This window comes from Streptomyces sp. NPDC059499, from assembly GCF_042749285.1.
In the GTDB taxonomy this organism is placed as follows: domain Bacteria; phylum Actinomycetota; class Actinomycetes; order Streptomycetales; family Streptomycetaceae; genus Streptomyces.
In genome coordinates, this window is record NZ_JBHYTT010000008.1 from 49,239 (window position 1) to 71,171 (window position 21,933).

The 21,933-nt window shown below is 71.1% G+C and carries 17 protein-coding genes; 9 read left to right on the plus strand and 8 right to left on the minus strand.

Features of this window, described 5'->3' with window-relative positions:
* The first annotated feature begins 14 nt into the window (after positions 1 to 14).
* Genes ACFW9O_RS19700 through ACFW9O_RS19710 form a run of 3 tightly spaced genes read left to right on the plus strand, consistent with a single transcriptional unit; the run spans position 15 to position 6,303 of the window.
* Entirely contained in the window at positions 15 to 1,391 is a 1,377-nt protein-coding gene (locus ACFW9O_RS19700; RefSeq protein WP_384610886.1) for an LLM class flavin-dependent oxidoreductase, read from the plus strand.
* Positions 1,388 to 5,263, plus strand: a complete 3,876-nt coding sequence (locus ACFW9O_RS19705) for an ABC transporter ATP-binding protein (protein ID WP_384610888.1) — start codon at positions 1,388 to 1,390, stop codon at positions 5,261 to 5,263. The genes ACFW9O_RS19700 and ACFW9O_RS19705 overlap by 4 nt, the downstream gene beginning before the upstream one ends.
* On the plus strand, positions 5,260 to 6,303 hold the full coding sequence (locus ACFW9O_RS19710) for an aldo/keto reductase (RefSeq protein ID WP_384610890.1): 1,044 nt from the start codon (positions 5,260 to 5,262) through the stop codon (positions 6,301 to 6,303). The genes ACFW9O_RS19705 and ACFW9O_RS19710 overlap by 4 nt, the downstream gene beginning before the upstream one ends.
* On the opposite strand, the gene ACFW9O_RS19715 is transcribed toward ACFW9O_RS19710, so the two are convergent.
* Positions 6,260 to 6,688, minus strand: coding sequence for a VOC family protein (locus ACFW9O_RS19715; RefSeq protein WP_351174291.1), 429 nt, complete (start codon positions 6,686 to 6,688; stop codon positions 6,260 to 6,262). The genes ACFW9O_RS19710 and ACFW9O_RS19715 overlap by 44 nt on opposite strands.
* 89 nt (positions 6,689 to 6,777) lie before the next feature.
* Between ACFW9O_RS19715 and ACFW9O_RS19720 the strand changes: the two genes are divergently transcribed.
* Both ACFW9O_RS19720 and ACFW9O_RS19725 read left to right on the plus strand, forming a co-directional pair.
* Positions 6,778 to 8,268, plus strand: coding sequence for an MFS transporter (locus tag ACFW9O_RS19720; RefSeq protein ID WP_384610892.1), 1,491 nt, complete (start codon positions 6,778 to 6,780; stop codon positions 8,266 to 8,268).
* Complete coding sequence (locus ACFW9O_RS19725; RefSeq protein WP_384610894.1) at positions 8,265 to 9,293, plus strand: glutathione S-transferase family protein; 1,029 nt, start codon at positions 8,265 to 8,267, stop codon at positions 9,291 to 9,293. Before ACFW9O_RS19720 ends, ACFW9O_RS19725 begins: the two co-directional genes overlap by 4 nt.
* A gap of 7 nt (positions 9,294 to 9,300) precedes the next feature.
* Here ACFW9O_RS19725 and ACFW9O_RS19730 read toward each other — a convergent pair whose 3' ends face one another.
* Positions 9,301 to 10,170, minus strand: coding sequence for a DMT family transporter (locus ACFW9O_RS19730; RefSeq protein WP_384610896.1), 870 nt, complete (start codon positions 10,168 to 10,170; stop codon positions 9,301 to 9,303).
* Between the two features lie 105 nt (positions 10,171 to 10,275).
* On the opposite strand from ACFW9O_RS19730, the gene ACFW9O_RS19735 reads away from it, so the two are divergent.
* Positions 10,276 to 11,394, plus strand: coding sequence for a winged helix DNA-binding domain-containing protein (locus ACFW9O_RS19735; RefSeq protein ID WP_384610897.1), 1,119 nt, complete (start codon positions 10,276 to 10,278; stop codon positions 11,392 to 11,394).
* 27 nt (positions 11,395 to 11,421) lie between these two features.
* Here the strand turns inward: ACFW9O_RS19735 and ACFW9O_RS19740 are convergent, their stop codons facing one another.
* Positions 11,422 to 12,240, minus strand: coding sequence for a response regulator transcription factor (locus ACFW9O_RS19740; RefSeq protein ID WP_384611289.1), 819 nt, complete (start codon positions 12,238 to 12,240; stop codon positions 11,422 to 11,424).
* Between the two features lie 142 nt (positions 12,241 to 12,382).
* Between ACFW9O_RS19740 and ACFW9O_RS19745 the strand changes: the two genes are divergently transcribed.
* Both ACFW9O_RS19745 and ACFW9O_RS19750 read left to right on the plus strand, forming a co-directional pair.
* Positions 12,383 to 14,059 (plus strand): AMP-binding protein, encoded by a 1,677-nt coding sequence (locus tag ACFW9O_RS19745; RefSeq protein ID WP_384610899.1) that lies wholly within the window; start codon positions 12,383 to 12,385, stop codon positions 14,057 to 14,059.
* Positions 14,056 to 15,663, plus strand: coding sequence for an AMP-binding protein (locus ACFW9O_RS19750; RefSeq protein WP_384610901.1), 1,608 nt, complete (start codon positions 14,056 to 14,058; stop codon positions 15,661 to 15,663). The genes ACFW9O_RS19745 and ACFW9O_RS19750 overlap by 4 nt, the downstream gene beginning before the upstream one ends.
* Before the next feature lie 58 nt (positions 15,664 to 15,721).
* On the opposite strand, the gene ACFW9O_RS19755 is transcribed toward ACFW9O_RS19750, so the two are convergent.
* From ACFW9O_RS19755 to ACFW9O_RS19765, 3 genes are all read right to left on the minus strand, one after another.
* Positions 15,722 to 15,943, minus strand: coding sequence for a hypothetical protein (locus tag ACFW9O_RS19755; RefSeq protein ID WP_384610902.1), 222 nt, complete (start codon positions 15,941 to 15,943; stop codon positions 15,722 to 15,724).
* A 71-nt stretch (positions 15,944 to 16,014) separates the two neighbouring features.
* A complete protein-coding gene (locus tag ACFW9O_RS19760; RefSeq protein WP_384610903.1) occupies positions 16,015 to 16,542 on the minus strand; it encodes a GNAT family N-acetyltransferase in 528 nt (175 codons plus the stop codon).
* 21 nt (positions 16,543 to 16,563) lie between these two features.
* Positions 16,564 to 17,283, minus strand: a complete 720-nt coding sequence (locus tag ACFW9O_RS19765) for a hypothetical protein (RefSeq protein WP_384610904.1) — start codon at positions 17,281 to 17,283, stop codon at positions 16,564 to 16,566.
* Between the two features lie 241 nt (positions 17,284 to 17,524).
* On the opposite strand from ACFW9O_RS19765, the gene gcl reads away from it, so the two are divergent.
* Entirely contained in the window at positions 17,525 to 19,309 is a 1,785-nt protein-coding gene (gene gcl / locus ACFW9O_RS19770; RefSeq protein ID WP_384610905.1) for a glyoxylate carboligase, read from the plus strand.
* Between the two features lie 79 nt (positions 19,310 to 19,388).
* Here the strand turns inward: gcl and ACFW9O_RS19775 are convergent, their stop codons facing one another.
* Together ACFW9O_RS19775 and ACFW9O_RS19780 are read right to left on the minus strand one after the other, a co-directional pair.
* Complete coding sequence (locus tag ACFW9O_RS19775; RefSeq protein WP_384610906.1) at positions 19,389 to 20,147, minus strand: hypothetical protein; 759 nt, start codon at positions 20,145 to 20,147, stop codon at positions 19,389 to 19,391.
* A gap of 304 nt (positions 20,148 to 20,451) precedes the next feature.
* Positions 20,452 to 21,909 carry a catalase gene (locus ACFW9O_RS19780; RefSeq protein ID WP_384610908.1) on the minus strand — a complete coding sequence of 486 codons (1,458 nt, stop codon included), beginning with the start codon at positions 21,907 to 21,909 and terminating at the stop codon, positions 20,452 to 20,454.
* Positions 21,910 to 21,933 lie beyond the last annotated feature (24 nt).

The window sequence follows — 21,933 nt, forward strand, 5'->3', positions numbered from 1 at the left end:
GAGGAGAAGACACGATGCCGCGCAAGCAGCTCCATCTGAACGCCTTCCTGATGTCCACCGGCCACCACGAGGCGTCCTGGCGGCTCCCCGAGAGTCATGCCGCAGCCAACTCCGACCTGGAGCACTACAAGAACCTCGCCCGCATCGCCGAACGCGGCCTCCTGGACTCGCTGTTCCTCGCCGACGGTCCCGTCCTCATGGGTGACCCCGGCCGCCGGCCCGCCGCCAAGCTGGAACCCACCGTCCTGCTCACCGCCCTCGCCGGGGTCACCGAGCGCATCGGCCTGATCGCCACCGCCTCCACCAGCTACAACGAGCCGTACAACCTGGCCCGCCGCTTCGCCTCGCTGGACCACGTCTCGGGCGGCCGGGCCGGCTGGAACATCGTCACCACCGCCGGTGCCGACGCGGCTCGCAACTTCGGTCTCGACGACACACCCCTGCACCGCGACCGCTACCGGCGCGCGGTCGAGTTCGTCGAGGTGTCCACGAAGCTCTGGGACAGCTGGGCGGACGACGCGGTCGTGGCCGACAAGGAGGCCGGGGTCCACGCCCTGGCCGACCGGGTACGCAGCATCGGTCACACCGGCGAGTTCTTCCGGGTCGACGGCCCTCTCAACGTCGAACGGCCCCCGCAGGGTTACCCGTTGCTCGTGCAGGCGGGTTCCAGCGAGGACGGCAAGGACTTCGCGGCCCGCTACGCGGAGGCGGTGTTCACCGCGCAGCAGACCCTCGAGGAGGGCATCGCCTTCTACAAGGACGTCAAGCAGCGCACCGAGGCGCTGGGCCGTAACCCCGACGGCATCAAGATCCTTCCCGGCATCGTCCCGGTCATCGGTGACACCGAGGCCGAGGCGCTGGAACTGGACGCCGAACTCGACCGGCTCATCGTCCCGGAGTACGCCAAGCGCCAGCTGGCCAGGACGCTGAAGCTCGACCCGGCCGAGCTGCACCTCGACAGGGAGCTTCCGGACGGCCTTCCCGACGAGGACGAGATCGAGGGGGCCAAGAGCCGCTACACGCTCGTCGTGGAGCTCGCCAGGCGGGAGAGGCTGACCGTACGTCAGCTCATCGGCCGGCTCGGCGGCGGGCGCGGCCACCGCACCTTCGCCGGAACGGCCGAGCAGGTCGCTGACACCATCGAGCACTGGTACGACAGCGGGGCTGCCGACGGGTTCAACATCATGCCCGCCGTGCTCCCCTCCGGTCTGGAGGTCTTCGTGGACCGGGTCGTCCCCATCCTCCAGGAGCGGGGTCTGTTCCGCACCGAGTACACCGGCGCCACCCTGCGCGAGCACTACGGTCTGCCGCGCCCCGTCAACCGGCTGTTCGACACCGTCGACACCTCCGAGGGCCACACCGGCATCGGCCTCGCGGCGGCGGCCCGGTGACCGACTGTCCGCCACCGCAGACCGGCACGTCCGCGCCGCAGACCGAAACGTCTCCGCGACCGGACCTGTCCCCGCAGCCGCCGCCCGGCTGGGCCCGGCGGCTGCTGGGGTACTGCCTGCGCCACCGCACCGACCTGCTCCTCGCGTTCGGAGCGGCCCTGGTCGCGGCCGTCGCCACCGCCACCCTGCCCCTCGTCCTGCGCCATGTCGTGGACGGGGTGGCAGGGGGCACCACCGGGTCGCTCCTCCCCTGGACCGTCCTGCTCGCCGGCCTCGGCGCGATCCGCTTCGCGGCGAGCTTCACCCGCCGCTACCGCTCCGGCCGGCTTTCCCTCGGCGTCCAGTACGACCTGCGCAACGACGCCTTCGCCGCACTGCTGCGGCTCGGCGGCGCCCAGCAGGACGACCTGCGCACCGGGCAGGTCGTCAGCCGGTCCATCTCCGACATCACCCTGATCCAGACGCTCCTGCAGTTCCTGCCCAACCTCACGGGCAACGTCCTGATGTTCCTCTGCTCCGTGATCTTCATGGCGGTGCTCTCGCCGCTGCTGACCGTGGTCGCCCTGGTCGTCGGACCGCTGCTCTACCTCATCGCCCTGCGCAGCCGACGCGACCTGTTCCCCGCCAACTGGCACGCCCAGCAGGAGGCCGCCGAAGTCGCCTCCGCCGTGGAGGCCACCGTCACAGGCGTCCGCGTGGTCAAGGGCTTCGGCCAGGAGAAGCGGGAACTGAACGGCCTCGAGGAGCGCGCCCGCACCCTGTTCGCCTCCCGCCTGCGGGTCGTCCGCTTCACCAGCCGCTACAACCCCGCCCTCCAGGCGGTGCCCGCACTCGGACAGGTCGCCGTGCTCGCCCTCGGCGGCTGGATGGCCCTCCACGGCCGGATCTCTCTGGGCACCTTCCTCGCCTTCACCACCTACCTCGGCTCCTTCGTCACCCCCGTACGCCAGGTGGCGACGCTGCTCACCGTCTGGCAGCAGGCACGAGCCGGAGCCGAACGCGTTCTGGAGGTCGTCGACGAAGCACCGGTGATCACCGACGCCCCCGGCGCCCGCGACCTCCCCGACCGGCCACCGGCCCTCTCCTGGCAGGACGTCACCTTCGGCTACGGGGACGGCGCCCCGCTGCTGGACGGCTTCACCCTCGACGTGGAACCGGGCGAGACCCTCGCCCTGATCGGCTCCGCCGGCTCCGGCAAGTCCACCGCGGCCGCCCTGCTGCCCCGGTTCTACGACGTGCCGTCCGGATCCGTACGGGTGGGCGGCACCGACGTCACCGAACTGACCCTGGCCTCGCTGCGCTCCCGTATCGGCTTCGTCTTCGAGGAAAGCCTGCTGCTCTCGGACACCGTGCGCGCCAACATCGCGTACGGCGTCCCGGACGCCACCGACGAGCAGATTCGCCGGGCCGCCCGGACCGCCCGCGCCGACGAGTTCATCGAGCGGCTGCCCCACGGCTACGACACCGTCGTCGGCGAACAGGGGCTCACCCTCTCCGGCGGCCAGCGCCAGCGCCTCGCCCTGGCCCGCGCCCTGGTCGGCGACCCCGCCGTACTCGTACTCGACGACGCCACCTCCGCCATCGACGCCCGGGTCGAGGCCGAGATCCACGCGGGCCTCCACGAGGCAACCCGTCGCCGCACCACCCTGATCGTCGCGCACCGCAGATCGACCCTGGAGCTCGCCGACCGGATCGCCGTGCTGGACGGCGGCCGGATCACGGACACCGGCACCCTGGACGAACTCCGCTCGCGTTCGGCCCTGTTCCGTACGCTGCTGTCGACTGCCGAGAGCCCGCAGGCTTCGGAGCAGGCGGCCGACGCACCCGCGGGCCCCGTGGCCGGCGGGGTCACCGCGCACCTGTGGCACCGTGCCGAAAGCGCCGACACCGCCACCGAGGAAGGCACCGCGGTGCGGGCCGCCCAGGCCCTCGCCGAAGCGGCGGCCACCTCAGGACCCGGCAGGGGCGGCCCCGGCGGCGGAGTGCTCGGCTCCGCCCCGCCGAGCGCCGAACTGATGGCGGGCCTCGCCAGGCTGCCCCTGCCCGCCGCCGACCCGAAGGTGCCCACCGCACAGGCGGTCGCCGCCGACCCCGACTTCCACCTGGGCACCCTGCTGCGGCCCTTCCGGCTGCCGCTGCTGCTGGGGCTGCTCCTCGTCGCCCTGGACGCCGCAGCACAGATCGCGGTGCCCGTCCTCGTACGGCACGGGGTGGACCACGGCGTGGCACGCCAGGCCGGAGGCGTGCTGCTGGCCGCCGCCGCGGCGGCCGCGCTCGTGGTGGCCGTGAACTGGCTGATCGGAGTCGCCCAGGTCCGTACGACGGGGCGTACCGGGGAACGCCTCCTCTACACCCTTCGTGTGAAGACCTTCGCGCAGCTCCAGCGCCTCGGCCTCGACTACTACGAGCGGGAGCTCGGCGGCCGGATCATGACCAGGATGACCACCGACGTGGACGCCCTGTCGAACTTCCTGCAGACCGGGCTGATCACCGCCGTCGTCAGTCTGCTGACCATCCTCGGCGTCCTCGTCGCGCTCCTCGTCATCGACGCGGGCCTGGCCGTCGTCCTGCTCGTCGCGCTTCCCGTACTGATCGGCGCGACCGCACTGTTCCGCCACCACTCCGTCCCCGCCTACCGGGAGGCCAGGGAGCGCATCAGCGCCGTCAACGCCTGCCTCCAGGAGAACGTCACCGCCATCCGCGTCACCCAGGCGTTCGGGCGTGAACAGCGCAACGCACGCGACTTCGCGGAACTGGCCTGGTCCTTCCGCACCTCGAGACTGCGCGCCCAGCGCTACATGGGCACCTTCTTCCCCTTCGTCGAATTCCTCGGCACCCTCTCCACCGCGGCCGTGCTCGTGATCGGTGCGGGACAGGTCAGGGCGGGTGAGCTGAGCGCGGGAACCCTCATCGCGTTCCTGCTCTACGTCGAACTGTTCTTCTCACCGATCCAGCAGCTCTCCCAGGTGTTCGACGGCTACCAGCAGGCCGTCATCGGCCTCGGCCGGCTGCGCAGCCTGATGCGGACCCCGGCCGGCACCCCGCCGGCCGAGAGCCCCCGGCCCGTCCGGGAACTGCGGGGGGACGTCGAATTCGACGGGGTCTCCTTCGGATACGCGGGCGGCGGCGGCCAGGAGGTGCTGCACGGGCTCTCCCTGCGCATCGCCCCGGGTGAGAGCGTCGCCCTGGTCGGCGCCACCGGCGCCGGGAAGTCGACGGTCGTCAAGCTCCTTGCCCGGTTCTACGACCCGACGGCCGGCACGGTACGCGTCGACGGCCAGGACCTGCGCGACCTCGATCTGCCCGGCTTCCGCCGCAGGCTCGGCATCGTCCCGCAGGAGGCACACCTCTTCAGCGGCACCGTCCGCGACGCCATCGCCTACGGGCGCCCCGACGCCACCGACGCCGAGGTGGAGGCGGCGGCGCGCACGGTCGGCGCGCACGAGATGGTCGCAGGGCTGCGGCTCGGATACCTCCAGCAGGTGGGGGAGCGGGGCCGGGGCCTGTCCGCCGGGCAGCGACAACTCCTCGCGCTGGCACGCGCCGAGCTCGTCGACCCCGACATCCTGCTGCTCGACGAGGCCACCGCCTCGCTGGACCTGGCGACCGAGCGCCGTGTCGTGGCGGCGACGGAAGCACTGGCCAGGCGGCGGACCACCGTGGTCGTCGCCCACCGGCTGACGACCGCCGCACGGGCCGACCGGGTCGTCGTCATCGACGCCGGAACCGTCGTCGAGTCGGGCACGCACACCGAACTGCTCGCCGCGCGCGGCGCCTACCACCGCCTCTGGGAAGCCTTCCGGCAGACCGGGAACCCCGCACCGGCGGACCACCTCACCACCGATGAACTCGTCAAGGAGAACGCAGGATGACCGAATACCGCACCCTCGGACGCACCGGCGTCCAGGTAAGCCCGCTGGCCCTGGGCACCATGATGTTCGGCGCCCGTGGCAACACCGACCACGACGACAGCGTCCGGATCATCCACCACGCCCTGGACTCGGGCATCAACTTCGTCGACACCGCCGACGTGTACTCCGCCGGTGAGTCCGAAACCATCGTGGGCAAGGCACTGGCCGGCGGGCGACGCGACAACGTGGTGCTCGCCACCAAGTTCCACGGCAGCCTCGGCGAGGACCCCAACGAGCGTGGGAACAGCCGCCGTTGGATCATCCGCGAAGTCGAGAACAGCCTGCGCCGGCTCGGCACCGACTGGATCGACCTCTACCAGGTGCACCGCCCCGAACCGGACACGGACTTCGACGAGACCCTCGGCGCCCTCTCCGACCTGGTGCACCAGGGCAAGATCCGCTACATCGGCACGTCCACCTTCGAGCCCTCCGCGATCGTCGAGGGCCAGTGGCTCGCCGAGCGCCGGGGCCGCGAACGCGTCGTCGCCGAACAGCCCCCGTACTCCCTGCTCGCCCGGGGCATCGAGCGAGAGGTACTGCCCGTCGTCCAGCGGTACGGACTCGGAGTCCTGTCCTGGAGCCCGCTGGCCGGCGGTTGGCTCTCCGGCCGCTACCGCACGGGCGCCGTGCAGCCCGCCTCCAGCCGCGCCGCACGCCAGGCCGCCCGCTTCGACATCACCGCGCCGGAGAACGCCGCCAAGCTGGCCGCCACCGAAGCCCTGGCCGAGCTCGCCGAAGAGGCCGGACTCACCCTCGTACAGCTCGCCCTGGCCTTCGTCCTGGAGCACCCGGCCGTCACCTCGGCGATCATCGGCCCGCGCACGTTCGAGCAGCTGGACAGCCAGCTGGGCGCGGACAAGGTGAGGCTCAGCCGGGACGTCCTCGACCGGATCGACGAGATCGTCCCGCCCGGCACCAACCTGTCCGCCCGCGACTCCGGTTACGTCCCGGCCGTGCTCACCGAGTCCTCGCTGCGGCGCCGTTCGGAGCTTCGGGCCTGAAGGAGGGATAGACGGCCAGCGAGAAGGAGTGACCGGCCGGATCCGTGTAGACGCGGACGTCGCGGGGACCGCTGTTGCTGTCCTTCGTGTCCACGGGCCGGGCGCCGAGGCCTATCGCCTCGCGCTCGGCCTCGTCCATGTCCCCCTCGTCGACCAGGATGCGCAGGTGCGCCTGCTGCGAGTCCTCGGGGCGGGGCCAGCTGGGGGGCGCGTACCCGTGGTCGCGGCGGACGGCCAGATGGACACCCGCGTTGCCGACGATCTCGACGAAGTCCGGATCGCTTCCGACCCGCGCCTCCGCGTCCAGCAGAGCGGCGTAGAACCCGGCGAGATCCATGGGCTCGGCACAGTCCAGGACCAGAACACTCGTTTTCCCGACAGTCATGTCCCGCGAATACCCCCGGAAGGGCGGAACACGCCGGACGCCACCGACGGGTCCGCCGGAATCAGGGACCGCCGCCTAGGGTGCGAATCATGGCAGAGAGCGTGGTGCACCGGGACCCTGGCTCTCCCGGACCTTCCGATCCCCGTCGCTGGCGCGCCCTCGCCGTCTGCCTGGTGGCGGGCTTCATGACGCTCCTCGACGTGTCCATCGTCAACGTGGCGCTGCCGTCCATCAAGGAGGGCCTCGACACCCCGGAGTCCGACCTCCAGTGGGTCCTGTCCGGTTACGCGCTGGCGTTCGGGCTCGTCCTCATCCCCGGCGGACGGCTCGGCGACGCCCGGGGGCGGCGCACGATGTTCATGTGGGGCCTCACCCTGTTCACCCTGGCCTCCGCCGCCTGCGGGGCCGCCCAGTCCAGCCTCTGGCTCGTCATCGCCCGGCTGCTCCAGGGCGCGGCGGGCGGGCTGCTCTCGCCGCAGATCTCCGCCCTGATCCAGCAGATGTTCTCGGGCCGCGAACGGGGCCGGGCCTTCGGCATGTTCGGCACCGTCGTCGGCATCTCCACCGCCGTCGGCCCGCTCCTGGGCGGGCTGCTGATCCAGGGGGCCGGGGCGCAGGACGGCTGGCGCTGGGTGTTCTACGTCAATCTGCCGATCGGAGCCGTCTGCCTCCTGCTGGCCCACCGGCTACTCCCGGACACCCCGTCCGCGGGCCGGGTCGGGCCGCGCGACCTCGACCCGGTCGGGGTGCTGCTGCTGGGCGCGGGCGTACTGGCCCTGCTGCTGCCGTTCGTCCAGGAGCAGCAGTGGCCGGGCAACGAGAAATGGCTGCTCGTCGTGGTCGCCCTGATCCTGCTGACCGCCTTCGTCGGCTGGGAGTCCCGCTGTACGAGGAAGGGCGTCCAGCCCGTTCTGGACCTCGCGCTCTTCCGGCTCAGGTCCTTCTGGCTGGGCTGCCTGATGATCCTGCTGTACTTCGCGGGCTTCACCTCGATCTTCTTCATCAGCACCCTGTACCTGCAGTCGGGCCTGGGTTACAACGCGCTGGAGGCGGGCCTCGCGATCACCCCGTTCGCGCTCGGCGCGGGTGGTGCGGCGACCATCGGCGGCCGGCTCGTCGGCCGGTTCGGCCGGCCCCTGATCGTCGTCGGACTGATCATGGTGGCCGTCGGGCTCGGCCTCACCGCACTGGCCGCGCACCTGGTGCCGGGCCGGGGCGCCGGACTCGCGATGGCGGCGCCCCTGCTGCTGGCCGGACTCGGCAGCGGACTCGTCATCGCCCCCAACCAGACGCTGACCCTCTCCCAGGTGCCGGTGCAGAACGCGGGCAGTGCCGGGGGAACCCTCCAGACCAGCCAGCGGGTCGGATCGGCCATCGGGATCGCCGCGGTGGGTTCGGTCTTCTTCGCCCAGCTCGGTCCCGGCCGCTGGGCGGACGCGCTGGACCACGGGCTGGTCGTCTCCGTGCTCTTCGTCCTGGCCGCGCTGGTCGTGGCCCTGGCCGATGTGGGGGCGGGCCGGCGGGGCAGAAGACAGCAGGAGACATCCCGAGCCCCCGACCCGCAGAGGGAAACACGATGAGCGACGAGGAAGCAGGGCCCGGCGGAAACACCTCGTACGGCCACAAGCCCTTCAAGCGGTCGCGCAGCCACTTCGCCGACCGCGTCACCGCGGACGGCCGTGACGGCTGGCCCGTCGAGGCGGGCCGCTACCGGCTCGTCGTCAGCAGGGCCTGCCCCTGGGCGAGCCGCGCACTCGTCTCACGGCGATTGCTCGGGCTGGAGGGCGCCCTCTCGCTGGCCGTCGCCGACCCCATCCAGGACGACCGCAGCTGGCGCTTCACCCTGGACGAAGGCGGCCGCGACCCGGTGCTCGGCATCCGCTACCTCAGCGAGGCGTACGACGCGCGGGAGCAGGGGTACCCCGGCGGGGTCAGCGTCCCCGCGATCGTCGACGTACCGAGCGGCAGGCTCGTCACCAACGACTACCAGCGGATCACGCTGGACCTGGCCACCGAATGGACGGCGCTGCACCGCCCCGGCGCCCCCGACCTCTACCCGGAATCGCTGCGGGAAGAGATCGACGAGGTGATGGAAGGCATCTACCGCGACGTCAACAACGGCGTCTACCGGGCCGGATTCGCCGACGGCCAGCACGCGTACGAGGCCGCGTACATCGATGTCTTCCGCCGTCTGGACAACGTCTCGGAGCGGCTCGCCGGCCGGCGCTACCTCGTCGGCGACACCCTCACCGAGGCGGACATCCGGCTCTTCACCACCCTCGTGCGGTTCGACGCCGTCTACCACGGACATTTCAAGTGCAACCGCTCGAAGCTGGCCGAGGACCCCGTCCTCTGGGCGTACGTCCGCGATCTGTACCAGACCCCGGGCTTCGGCGACACCGTCGACTTCGACCACATCAAGCAGCACTACTACCGCGTGCACACGGGCATCAACCCGACCGGCATCGTGCCGCTCGGCCCCGACCTGTCCGGCTGGCTGACCCCGCACCACCGGGAGCAGCTGGGCGGCCGCCCGTTCGGCGACGGCACCCCGCCGGACCCGGTGCCGCCCGGCGAGGAGGTACCGGCCGGGGGCCGCCCCTGACCCGCCCTCACTCCACGCGCGGCGCGGGGGCGGGGTTCGCCGAGGCCAGCGGGGAACGGGCCAGCACCACACAGCCCACGGCGATCAGCGCCACACCGGCCAGCTGCGGCAGCAGCCACCAGCCGGTGCGCAGGACCTCGCCGAACAGCGTCACCCCGTACGTGATGCTGATCAGCGCGTCCCCGAGCGTCAGCATCGGCTGTACGGCCGCCAGACTGCCGGCGTGCAGCGCGTTCTGGAGGAGGAACAGCGCTCCCACTCCGGCCGCAGCCGTGGCGTACAGCTGCCAGGCCGTCAGCAGGGCGGTCACACCCCCTTCGTCCAGCTGCGCCATGGCGTCCTTCATCAGGGCCGCCGTCAGCGCGTACCCGCATGCCGCCGCCAGCCCCAGCAGCGCGGCCCTCGCGTTGCCGCCGGTACCGAGCGCGGCGGCGATCAGTGCGGCCTCGAAGAGGCCGGTGACCACCAGGGCCGGGATCCAGTCCTCGCCCGGCACACTGTCATGGCCACCGACCGGCGCGGCGGCGGCCATGCCCACGGCCAGCCCCAGCGTCACGGCGGCCACCCCGTACCAGACGGTCCGCGACACCCGGACCCGCATGACGACCCCGGCGAGCAGCAGCGTCGCGGGCAGCTCGATCACGAAGATCGGCTGGACCACGGCGATCGGCCCGGTGGCCAGCGCGACCGCCTGGCAGACGGCGGCGACGATCACCAGGGCGATCCCGCACAGCCACACCTTCTGACGCAGCAGATGCCCTATCAGCGACAGGCGCATGGCCTCGTCGGCGGGCACGTTCAGGGCGGCGCGGCGCTGGAGTACCGAGGCGGCACCGTTGCTGAGTGCTGTCAGAACGGCGAAGAGGACACTGATCACGGGCACCATCATGAGGGCGCGGGGCCCCCGGTCCGCGGTGCCGCCGCCCGGCACGTGTGTCGGACTCGACCGCCGGTGTACACCCTGCCGCGTAGCGTGCGGTCCATGGTCGCGAAAAATGCCCCCGTGCTCTCCAGCCGCGCGCTCAACCGGGCAACCCTGGAGCGCCAGTTGCTCCTCCGGCGTACCGCCCTGCCGGCGAAGGACGCGGTCACCCGCCTGGTGGGGCTGCAGGCGCAGAACACCCGACCGCCGTACTTCCAGCTCTTCGCCCGGCTCGAAGGATTCGATCCCGCCGAGCTCTCCGCGCTCATGGAGTCCCGCGAGGTGGTCAGGATCGTCACCCTGCGCTCCACCATCCACACGCACACCGCCGACGACGCCCTGACGCTGCGTCCCCTGGTCCAGCCGGCCCGCGACCGGGAACTGAAGGTATTCCGGCGCGGACTCACCGGGGTGGACCTGGACCGGCTCGCCTCCTTCGCCAAGGAGCTCGTCGAGGAACGGCCCCGCACGATGAAGGAGCTGCGGGAGGAGCTGACGGTGCACTGGCCGGACGCCGACCCGCCGTCCCTGTCGGTGGCCGCCCGCTGCCTGCTGCCGCTCGTCCAGGTCACCCCGCGCGGAATGTGGGGACGCAGCGGACAGGTCGCACTGACCACGGTCGAGCACTGGCTCGGCAGGGCCACGCAGCCGGCCGCCGCGCCCGACGGGACCGTGCTGCGCTACCTCGGCGCCTTCGGACCGGCCTCCGTGAAGGACATGCAGATGTGGGCGGGCCTCACCCGGCTGCGCGAGGTCTTCGAACGGCTGCGACCCCAGCTGGTCACCTTCCGCGACGAACACGGCGTCGAGCTCTTCGACCTGCCGGACGCCCCGCGTCCCGGCCCGGACGTACCGGCGCCGCCCCGCTTCCTGCCCGAGTTCGACAACGTACTGCTCGGCCACGCCGACCGGACACGGATCGTCCCGCCTGCGTACAAGGGGCGCAACGGCGTCGGCAACCAGGCCTACGGAACGGTCCTGGTGGACGGTTTCCTGGCCGCGATCTGGCGCCTCGACGAAACGGCCGACGACGCGACGGTCACCGTCCAGCCCCTCGGCAGACTCGGCCGGGCGCAACGCGAGGAGATCACGCAGGAGGCCGTGGACCTCATGGCGGTGATGTCGCGGGCAGGCGCGTACGACGTAAGGTTCGCCCCGTTCGTCGACTTCGGCGACTGAGCGCGCCAGTCGGTGCGGCCGGGAGCTCTACGGCAGCAGCCCTGCCCGGCGCGCGGCCACCACCGCCTCCAGCCGGGTGTGCGCCCCCAGCTTCCGCATCGCGGAGCGCAGATACCCCTTCACGGTCTCCGGCCGCAGTCCCAGCCGTTCGGCCGCCGCCGCGTTCGTCGCCCCCGCCGCCACACAGGCGATCACATCCGTCTCGCGCGGCGCCAGCCTCACCTGCCGGGCCGCCGGGTGCCGGTTGGCCCCCGCAGCCGAAGCGAGCCGCCCGCACACCACGAGGAGCTCGTCGCGCAGGGCCGGGTCGACGATCCTCGGCGCCAGGGCCCGCAGCTCGCGATGCGCCTCGCGGACGTCCTCCCAGGTGCCGTGATCCGCGTGCGGACCGGTCATCTGCTCCAGGGCCGTCGCCAGGAGCTCCTGCACCTCGTCCCGCACGGCCAGCGCCTGCTCCACGTCACGGGCCGCCGACACCGCCGCGTCGAACGTGCGGTCGCCGAGCGTGAGCGGCTCGCGCAGCGCCCCGTACAGCACGCCCCGCACCTTGCGGCGTACGACGACGGGCACCGCGACGACCGAGCGCAGACCCTCCGCCGCGACAGCGGTGTCGTACTCGTGGCTGATGTGGCGCGAGGAGGCGTAGTCGGTCACCGCGCACGGCCGCGACAGCGCGATCGCCTTGCCGCCGAGCCCGCTGCCCGCGGAGATGACGAGCCCGCGCAACGCGCCCGTCTGCGCCCCGTTCAGCTCGGCGATCCGTGCGTGGCGCGGGTCGGACAGCAGCCCGCCGAAGACCACCGGCAGCCCGCTCGTGCGGCGCAGCCTCAGCAGAGCCGCCTGCATCTCCGTCGCCTCGGCCGGTTGTGGCACGCCGATGTCTCTCCGCCCCGTGGGGTCCTGCCCGCACCACCCCCGTTCGGGGGTGGTGAGATCCGGGTCACTGTTCACATGATGTTAGAGGACGGGTCCGCAACGAGGAGGGCACATGCCGGCAACCAGCGCGACGGAGACGTTCCGGGCCGCTCGGGACTTTCTGCTGGAACACCGCGAGGACTACGCGAAGGCCTACGCCGGCTTCGCATGGCCCAGGCCGGCCCGCTTCAACTGGGCGCTGGACTGGTTCGACGTCATCGCCGAGAACAACGAACGGACCGCCCTGCACATCGTGGAGGAGGACGGCCGGCGCACCGAGGTGTCCTTCGCCCGGATGGCCGCCCGCTCCAACCGGGCCGCGAACTGGCTGCGTGCCCAGGGGGTACGGGAGGGCGACCGGATCCTGGTCATGCTCGGCAACCAGACCGAGCTGTGGGAGACCGCCCTCGCCGCGATGAAGCTGCGCGCCGTCGTCATCCCGGCGACCCCGCTGCTCGGCCCCGTCGACCTGCGCGACCGGGTCGAGCGCGGCAAGGTCCGTCACGTTCTCGTACGGTCCGAGGACACGCCGAAGTTCGACGAGGTGCCCGGCGACTACACCCGGATCACCGTCGGCGAGGACGTGGCGGGCTGGCTCCCGTACAGCGGGGCCGACGCGGCGCCCGACACCTACACCGCCGACCGTGAGACCGACGCCGACGAACCGCTGATGCTGTACTTCACCTCCGGTACGACAGCGAGCCCCAAGCTGGTCGAGCACACCCACGTCTCGTACCCGGTCGGCCACTTGTCGACGATGTACTGGATCGGTCTCAAGCCCGGCGACGTGCACCTCAACATCTCCTCGCCCGGCTGGGCCAAGCACGCCTGGTCGAACCTCTTCGCGCCCTGGAGCGCCGAGGCCACCGTCTTCATCTTCAACTACACGCGCTTCGACGCGGCCCGGCTGATGGCGGAGATGGACCGCTCCGCGGTGACCAGCTTCTGTGCGCCGCCGACCGTGTGGCGGATGCTCATCCAGGCCGACCTCGCACAGCTGAGGACGCCGCCGCGCGAGGTCGTCGCGGCCGGCGAGCCGCTCAACCCCGAGGTCATCGAGACCGTCAGGCGCGCCTGGGGCGTCACCATCCGGGACGGCTTCGGCCAGACGGAGACCGCCGTCCAGGTGGCGAACACGCCTGGCCAGCGGCTGAAAACCGGCTCGATGGGACGCCCGAGCCCCGGCTTCGAGGTGGAGCTGCTCGACCCGGTCTCCGGACGGGCGGGCGTGGCCGAGGGCGAGATCGCCCTCGTCCTGTCGGCCGCCCCCGTCGGCCTGATGACCGGCTACCACGGCGACCCCGAACGTACGGCCGAGGCCATGGCGGGCGGCTACTACCGCACCGGGGACATCGGCGCCCGGGACGAGGACGGCTACATCACGTACGTGGGCCGCGCCGACGACGTGTTCAAGGCCTCCGACTACAAGATCTCGCCGTTCGAGCTGGAGAGCGCCCTGCTGGAGCACGAAGCGGTGGCCGAGGCCGCGGTCGTGCCCGCACCCGACCCCGTGCGCCTCGCCGTACCCAAGGCGTACGTCGTACTCGCCGAGGGCTGGGAGCCCGGCCCGGAAACGGCGAAGGTGCTGTTCGAGCACTCCCGGGCGGTCCTCGCCCCGTACAAGCGCATCCGTCGGCTGGAGTTCGCAGAGCTGCCCAAGACCGTTTCCGGCAAGATCCGCCGGATCGAACTGCGGGAGCGTACGGCCCAGGGCGCGGGCACCGAGTTCGATGAAGGGGACCTGCGATGAGCGAGCTGTCCTACGCGCACGGCACCGGCGGTACCGCACTGCTCGGCGACACCATTGGCCGCAACCTCGACCGGGCGGTCGACGCCTTCCCGGAGCGCGAGGCCCTGGTCGACGTGGTGTCCGGGCGCCGCTGGACGTACGCCGAATTCGGCGCCGCCGTCCAGGAACTGGCCCGCGGACTGATGGCGTCCGGGGTGTCCAAGGGCGACCGGGTCGGCATCTGGGCGGTCAACTGCCCGGAATGGGTGCTCGTCCAGTACGCGACGGCCCGCATCGGTGCCGTCATGGTCAACATCAACCCGGCCTACCGCGCACACGAGTTGGAGTACGTGCTCCACCAGGCCGGGATCTCCCTGCTGATCGCGTCGCTCGCCCACCGCACCAGCGACTACCGCGCCCTCGTCGGCCAGGTCCGCGCCAACTGCCCGGACCTGCGCGCGGTCCACTACATCGGCGACCCGACCTGGGACGAACTGACGGCTGCGTCGGCAACCGTGACGTCAGAGCAACTCGCGCTCCGTGAAGCTGAGTTGTCCTGTGACGACCCGATCAACATCCAGTACACCTCGGGTACCACCGGCTTCCCGAAGGGGGCCACGCTCTCCCACCACAACATCCTGAACAACGGCTACTTCGTGGGGGAGACGGTCGGCTACACCGAAGCGGACCGGGTCTGTCTGCCGGTCCCCTTCTACCACTGCTTCGGCATGGTCATGGGGAACCTGGGCATCACCTCGCACGGCGCCTGCATCGTGATCCCGGCCCCGTCCTTCGAGCCCGCCGCCGTGCTCTCGGCCGTCCAGCAGGAGCGCTGCACCTCCCTCTACGGCGTCCCCACCATGTTCATCGCGGAGCTGAACCTCCCCGGCTTCGCCGACTACGACCTCTCCTCGCTCCGCACCGGCATCATGGCCGGATCGCCGTGCCCGGTCGAGGTGATGAAACGGGTCGTCGCCGAGATGCACATGGACGAGGTGTCGATCTGCTACGGGATGACGGAGACCTCGCCGGTCTCCACCCAGACGCGCCGGGACGACGACCTGGAGCGCCGTACCGGGACCGTCGGCCGGGTGCTGCCGCATGTGGAGGTCAAGGTGATCGACCCGGTGACGGGCGTGACCCTGCCGCGCGGAGGGCCCGGTGAACTGTGCACCCGCGGGTACGGCGTGATGCTCGGCTACTGGGACCAGCCGGAGCGGACCGCGGAGGTGATCGACGCGGGGCGCTGGATGCACACCGGGGACCTCGCGGTGATGCGGGAGGACGGATACGTCCAGATCGTCGGCCGGATCAAGGACATGATCATCCGCGGCGGTGAGAACGTGTACCCGCGGGAGATCGAGGAGTTCCTCTACGGTCATCCGAAGATCGCCGACGTTCAGGTGGTCGGGGTGCCGGACGCCACGTACGGCGAGGAGATCCTGGCCTGCGTCATCCCCCGCGACCCGGCCGATCCGCCGACGCTGGACGAGGTGACGGCGTACTGCCGTGAGCAGTTGGCGCACTACAAGATCCCGCGTCGGCTGCAGATCCTGGAGACCTTCCCGATGACGGTCAGCGGGAAGGTCCGGAAGGTCGAACTGCGGGAGAACTACGGCGCGTAGGGCACCGCTTGGACGGTGCGCGTCGCGCACGGCGCCGGGTGGGGCGGTAGGGCAGGGGTCAGGCGGCTTCGATGACGTCGCAGTCGATGCCCTTGGTCGCGGCCGCCCACTCGATCAGAAGCACCTCGTACGTCGCCGACTCCACGGACGACCAGTCCTGGCCCGCGCGGGCGTCCACGAGTGCGCGAATCGCCTCGTTCGCCTCGACGGCGGACGGGTGGGTGGGCTGGGTCGCGAAAACAGGGGTGGAGTGAGGTGAAAGCCGAGGAGTTAAGACCATGCCTTCACTGTACGTCCCCATACTGACAACGGTCCGAACATATGAGGCTCGCGGGGCACACGTGACCGAAATCATTTCGATGTCACGGTGGGGAGATCGCGGCGCATGCAGACCCTCGGCCAGCGGTCCAGGCCGTGTTCGGCTTCCTGCGACCTGATCCCGCGGAGCCCGTCGCCGAGCTCGTCGTCCGCCAGTGTCCGAAAACCGAGGCGCGCGTAGTATGGCGCGTTCCACGGAACCTCGGCGAAGGTCGTCAGGGTGAGTGCGGTCAGTCCCTCCGCCTCGGCCCAGCCGGCGAGATGGTCGATGAGGGCGCGTCCGACACCCCGGCGGGCGGCTGCCGGATCGACGGAGATCTGCTCGATGTGGGCGGCGCCGTCCACGCGGTCGGCGATCAGGTACCCGACCGGGAGGTCCGAGGTCTCGTCCGCGGAGACCCAGCAGCGTCCGTCGCGGCGGTAGTTCTCCAACAGGGCGAGCGGCGGCGGCTCGTCATCGGCGACGGCCGGCATGCCGACCTCGCGGAACGGCTCGCCCGCGGCGCTCTCGATGTCCTGGAGCAGCGGGAGTTCCGGGCGCCGGGCCGGGCGGATGCGCATGGGCCCCAGTATGACGGGTGGTCAGGGTCCCGTGCTGATGAGTTCGTCCGCGGGGCTGTTCACCGGCTGCGGTGTCCCCGTGAGGTCCATGACGAAGAGCGGGATGGCGAGACCGTCGGCGCGTGAGCGGGCGTCCTCCGCGTATCCGGCCAGGGAGAAGAGCACGCCCGACACCGAGGCGTTGAGGGCGTTGAGCCAGAGGCACTCGACATCGCGCAGAACGGTCGGCCGGGTGGTGGAGTCGACCTGCGCGATGAGCCCGGACGCACGGAGGTCGATCCGGGACGCGGGGCGCACCTCGGGCTGGACGACCTCGCGGTAGCCCAGCCACTTCAGATAGAGCGCGGCGGCGCTCACCGCGTCGCGCGCGGTGCGGATCACCATCGGCCGGAACGAGGGGCGCGGGTGCGCGGCCGTGCGCGGCAGCGGGATGTGGGTGGGTCCGGACGGCCGGGCCGCGGCGGGTGGTGTGCCGTGCGGGGTCACCGGGCGCACGGGTATCCGCAGCACGGTGCCGCAGGGGCAGCACAGCTCGGGATGCGGCCACTGGTCGCGCCGCCCGCAGGCGGAGCAGCGCACGCTCACCCAGTCGTCGTTCCAGGTGCGGTGGGTGATGGGTTCGACCGGTGCGCCCCGCATCAGCGGCGGGGCCGTCGGGGAGCCGCACGGGCACGGGTAGACGGGCGGGATGTACGCGTGGTCCCGGCCGCAGGCCGGGCAGTGCACCGGTAAGGACTCCACCGTCCGCCCCCTCCTGCCGTCATGGTCGCGGCGACTGCGCTCCGTACCCCCATGGTCTACCAGGAGCGAGGTCCTGGGGGAGGAGGTTGGCGCACTTCGTCCCGGCGTCCTCCCTTGACGACCGTACGACTCCGTCCTAGATTGATTCCACATAGCAGAACAGAACTTCCGTAATGCGGAATTGGTGCTCTCAGGTGGCGCGACAGAGCCCGAATCCACCAGGTCCGAGCAGGAGCACTCAATGCCTCGTATGACCGCTGCCCGAGCGGCAGTTGAGATTCTCAAGCGCGAAGGCGTCAGTAACGCGTTCGGTGTGCCGGGTGCGGCGATCAACCCGTTCTACGCGGCACTCAAGGCGTCCGGCGGGGTGCACCACACCCTCGCCCGCCACGTCGAGGGCGCCTCCCACATGGCCGAGGGCTACACCCGGGCGGCGGCCGGCAACATCGGTGTCTGCATCGGTACGTCCGGTCCGGCCGGCACCGACATGATCACCGGCCTCTACTCCGCCATCGCCGATTCCGTCCCGATCCTCTGCATCACCGGCCAGGCCCCCACGGCGGTGCTCCACAAGGAGGACTTCCAGGCCGTCGACATCGCGTCGATCGCCAAGCCGGTCACCAAGGCGGCCACGACCGTCCTGGAGGCCGCCCAGGTCCCCGGCGTCTTCCAGCAGGCCTTCCACCTGATGCGCACCGGCCGTCCCGGCCCGGTCCTCATCGACCTGCCCATCGACGTGCAGCTCACCGAGATCGAGTTCGACCCCGACCTGTACGAGCCGCTGCCGGTCCACAAGCCCGCCGCGACCCGCAAGCAGATCGAGCGCGCGGTCGAGATGCTCAACGCCTCCGAGCGTCCGCTGCTCGTCGCGGGCGGCGGGATCATCAACGCCGACGCCGCCGAACTCCTGGTGGAGTTCGCCGAGCTGACCGGTGTCCCGGTCGTGCCGACCCTGATGGGCTGGGGCATCCTCGCCGACGACCACGAGCTGAACGCGGGCATGGTCGGCCTGCAGACCTCGCACCGCTACGGCAACGCGAACTTCCTGGAGTCCGACTTCGTCCTCGGCATCGGCAACCGGTGGGCCAACCGCCACACCGGCAAGCTGGACGTCTACACCCGCGGCCGGACGTTCGTCCACGTCGACATCGAGCCCACCCAACTGGGCAAGATCTTCGCCCCGGACCTCGGTATCGCCTCCGACGCCAAGGCCGCCCTGGAGCTCTTCGTCGAGGTGGCGCGCGAGCTGAAGGCCGCCGGCACCCTGAAGGACCGGTCGGCGTGGGCGGCGTCCACGCAGGAGCGGCGGGCCACGCTGCAGCGCCGCACCCACTTCGACAACGTGCCGCTGAAGCCCCAGCGGGTGTACGAGGAGATGAACAGGGCCTTCGGGCCCGAGACCCGGTACGTGACGACGATCGGCCTCTCCCAGATCGCGGGCGCGCAGATGCTGCACGTCTACCGGCCGCGCCACTGGATCAACTGCGGCCAGGCAGGGCCGCTGGGCTGGACGATCCCGGCCGCGCTGGGCGTCGCCACGGCCGACCCGGAAGGATCGGTCGTCGCACTCTCCGGCGACTACGACTTCCAGTTCATGCTGGAGGAGCTCGCCGTCGGCGCGCAGCACCACATCCCGTACGTCCATGTGCTGGTGAACAACTCCTACCTGGGGCTCATCCGCCAGGCGCAGCGCAACTTCGACATCGACTTCCAGGTCAACCTGGAGTTCGAGAACATCAACTCCCCGGAGCTGGGCGTCTACGGCGTCGACCACGTCAAGGTCGTCGAGGGCCTCGGCTGCAAGGCGATCCGGGTCACCGAGCCGGACCAGCTGCTGCCCGCGTTCGAGGAGGCGAAGAAGCTGGCCGCGGAGTTCCGGGTGCCGGTGGTCGTCGAGGCGATCCTGGAACGCGTCACGAACATCTCGATGAGCGGGACGGACATCGCGTCGGTCAACGAGTTCGAGGACGTGGCGACGGAGCCCGGCCACGCGCCGACGTCGATCCGTGCGCTGACGGTTTCCTGACCACCCGGCCCGCCCGTCCGGAGCTCCGGCCCCGGGATTCCCGACCCTGTCGGTGAGTCCCGGGGCCGGCATGGTGTTTCTAGCCGTCCTTGAAAACCACGTGGTAATCAGAGGCCGAAATCCTCAGCTCGAACACCATCCCGTACCGCTTGCGCATGTCCGCGACCGTTCCCGCTGCCGGCTCACGCAGGCACCGTGTGACAGGCGGATCGCCCTTCGCGCACCGCCCCCTCTCCCCGACCAGTGTCTGCGGGCTGCTGCGCAGGGTGTCCCAGGACAGGTCCTGCGGAGGGGCGAAGAGGTGGGCCGGTTCCGGGGTGTTCGGGCCCGTCGGGTTCGCGCCGTGTCCCCGGTAGTAGTCGACGAGGCGTCCGCGGTAGTCGTCCCGGCCGAACGGGATCGGGCCCGGGGGAGACGCGGATACGTCATGGGAGCCGGCGGTGAGGACACCTTCCAGGACGTCGCCGATCCGCTTCGGGTCGGCGCCGTAGTAGGCGGTGATGTCCATGGAGCAGCGGATCCTGTACCGGTCGTCGCCGGACTGGAAGAACCACTCCTTCTCCGCCCCGCCGATGCACGTGTCGTTCACAGCGACCAGCCCGAGGGTGAGAGGGGTGTCCGTGTCGTAGGCGCGCACTGCGGTCCGGAGATGCCGCTCGGCCACGTTCCGGTCCTCTCGCGCCTGCGTTCCGGCCGCCAGTTCGCGCACCTCTTCGGGACTCGTGGCGCGGTACTCGGCGGAGCAGGCGGGGACGGCGAGGACGAGGAGGAGGCCGAGGAGGCCTCTGACGGCGCCGCGCGGGCCGGACGGGGCGGGCCGCACCCGCGTCGTAGTCATGGGGCCATCCTCGGTGCGCCGTCGGCGGTGTCCCATCCGTACGCGTACTCAGATGACTCGCCCGGAGGCGCCAAAAAGGGGCGCTGCGCACGGAGTCGTCCGTGCGCAGCGCCCCTGTGAACAGGGGGCCGCGGCGGCGGTGACCGGTCCGGTGGCCCGGCTTCTTCAGGTCAGAAGCCGGGCCGTCCGGGCCTTCGCCACCGCACTGGCGTCGTCCGCCGCCGCGGCCTCGTCCTGCCCGCACGCGCACGACCCCTCATCCGAGTGTGCGCGGCACGGGCAGGGCCCATGGGGGAGGGAGGGCTCAGTCCTCGCGCAGGGCGCGGACCGCCTCCTCCACACGGGTGCCGTAGTCGGCATCCGCGGCATGGAAGTGGGCCAGGTTCTTCTCGATCACGTCGTCACGGGTGACCTGGGAGAGGCCGCCGGCGATGTTGGCGACCAGACGGTCCTTCTCGTCCGCCGACATCAGCCGGTAGAGCTCACCCGCCTGGAAGAAGTCGTCGTCCTTCGTGTGGGCCGGCGCCTCGTGCGTACCCGTCCAGCCGTGGACGGCGAACGGGGCGGCCAGGGCCGCGCCGGTCTCCGCGGGACCGGAGTACGAGTTGGGCTCGTAGTTCTTGTCCTGGCGCGAGCCGTAGCGCGTCGCGTGCAGTCCGTCGCGGCCGTAGTTGTCGACGACGGCCGCCTTCGGCGCGTTGACCGGCAGCTGGGTGTGGTTGATGCCCAGCCGGTAACGGTGCGCGTCGGCGTACGCGAACAGCCGGCCCTGCAGCATTTTGTCCGGCGACGGGCCGATGCCCGGCACGAAGTTGTTCGGGGAGAACGCGGCCTGCTCGACCTCGGCGAACACGTTGTCCGGGTTGCGGTCGAGGACCAGGCGGCCCACCCGCTGCAGCGGATAGTCGCAGTGCGGCCACACCTTGGTGACGTCGAACGGGTTGAAGCGGTAGTCGGCGGCCTCCGCGGCCGGCATGACCTGCACGTGCAGCGTCCACGACGGGTTGACCCCGCGCTCGATGGCCTGGAGCAGATCCGTCTGGTGCGAGGCGGCGTCCTTGCCGGCGAGCTCGGCGCCCTGGTCGGCGGAGAGGGAGCGCACGCCCTGGTTCGTCTTGAAGTGGTACTTCACGAAGAAGGCCTCGCCCGCCGCGTTCGTCCACTGGTAGGTGTGCGAGCCGTAGCCGTTCATGTGGCGGTACGAGGCGGGGATGCCGCGGTCACCCATCAGCCAGGTGATCTGGTGCGTCGCCTCGGGGGAGTGCGCCCAGAAGTCCCAGACGTTGTCCGGCTCCTGGCGGCCCGTGAACGGGTCGCGCTTCTGGGAGTGGATGAAGTCGGGGAACTTGATCGGGTCCTTGATGAAGAACACCGGGGTGTTGTTGCCGACGAGGTCGTAATTGCCCTCGTCCGTATAGAACTTGAGGGCGAACCCCCGCGGGTCGCGTACGGCGTCCGCGCCGCCGAGGGAGTCGGCGACCGTCGAGAACCGGATGAACGTCTCGGTGCGTCGGCCCACCTCGGAGAGGAAGTCGGCGCGGGTGAAGCCGGTGACGTCGTCCGTCACCTCGAAGTAGCCGTACGCGCCGGAGCCGCGGGCGTGGACGACGCGCTCCGGGATGCGCTCGCGGTTGAAGCGCGCGAGCTTCTCCAGCAGGTGCTGGTCCTGGAGGAGGATCGGCCCACCGGCGCCGGCCGTGGCGGAGTTCTGGTTGTCGGCGACCGGGGCGCCTGACTCGGTCGTGAGCACACGCTTCGACATGGAGACCTTCCGTACTGGGGCTGC

Excerpts from the sequence above, each read along its gene's own strand:
- ACFW9O_RS19700 (WP_384610886.1), top strand. The coding sequence starts at position 15 with ATGCCGCGCAAGCAGCTCCATCTGAACGCCTTCCTGATGTCCACCGGC.
- ACFW9O_RS19710 (WP_384610890.1), top strand. The coding sequence starts at position 5,260 with ATGACCGAATACCGCACCCTCGGACGCACCGGCGTCCAGGTAAGCCCG.
- ACFW9O_RS19715 (WP_351174291.1), bottom strand. The coding sequence starts at position 6,688 with ATGACTGTCGGGAAAACGAGTGTTCTGGTCCTGGACTGTGCCGAGCCC.
- ACFW9O_RS19720 (WP_384610892.1), top strand. The coding sequence starts at position 6,778 with ATGGCAGAGAGCGTGGTGCACCGGGACCCTGGCTCTCCCGGACCTTCC.
- ACFW9O_RS19725 (WP_384610894.1), top strand. The coding sequence starts at position 8,265 with ATGAGCGACGAGGAAGCAGGGCCCGGCGGAAACACCTCGTACGGCCAC.
- ACFW9O_RS19735 (WP_384610897.1), top strand. The coding sequence starts at position 10,276 with ATGGTCGCGAAAAATGCCCCCGTGCTCTCCAGCCGCGCGCTCAACCGG.
- ACFW9O_RS19740 (WP_384611289.1), bottom strand. The coding sequence starts at position 12,240 with ATGCAGGCGGCTCTGCTGAGGCTGCGCCGCACGAGCGGGCTGCCGGTG.
- ACFW9O_RS19745 (WP_384610899.1), top strand. The coding sequence starts at position 12,383 with ATGCCGGCAACCAGCGCGACGGAGACGTTCCGGGCCGCTCGGGACTTT.
- ACFW9O_RS19750 (WP_384610901.1), top strand. The coding sequence starts at position 14,056 with ATGAGCGAGCTGTCCTACGCGCACGGCACCGGCGGTACCGCACTGCTC.
- ACFW9O_RS19755 (WP_384610902.1), bottom strand. The coding sequence starts at position 15,943 with ATGGTCTTAACTCCTCGGCTTTCACCTCACTCCACCCCTGTTTTCGCG.
- ACFW9O_RS19760 (WP_384610903.1), bottom strand. The coding sequence starts at position 16,542 with ATGCGCATCCGCCCGGCCCGGCGCCCGGAACTCCCGCTGCTCCAGGAC.
- gcl (WP_384610905.1), top strand. The coding sequence starts at position 17,525 with ATGCCTCGTATGACCGCTGCCCGAGCGGCAGTTGAGATTCTCAAGCGC.
- ACFW9O_RS19775 (WP_384610906.1), bottom strand. The coding sequence starts at position 20,147 with ATGACTACGACGCGGGTGCGGCCCGCCCCGTCCGGCCCGCGCGGCGCC.
- ACFW9O_RS19780 (WP_384610908.1), bottom strand. The coding sequence starts at position 21,909 with ATGTCGAAGCGTGTGCTCACGACCGAGTCAGGCGCCCCGGTCGCCGAC.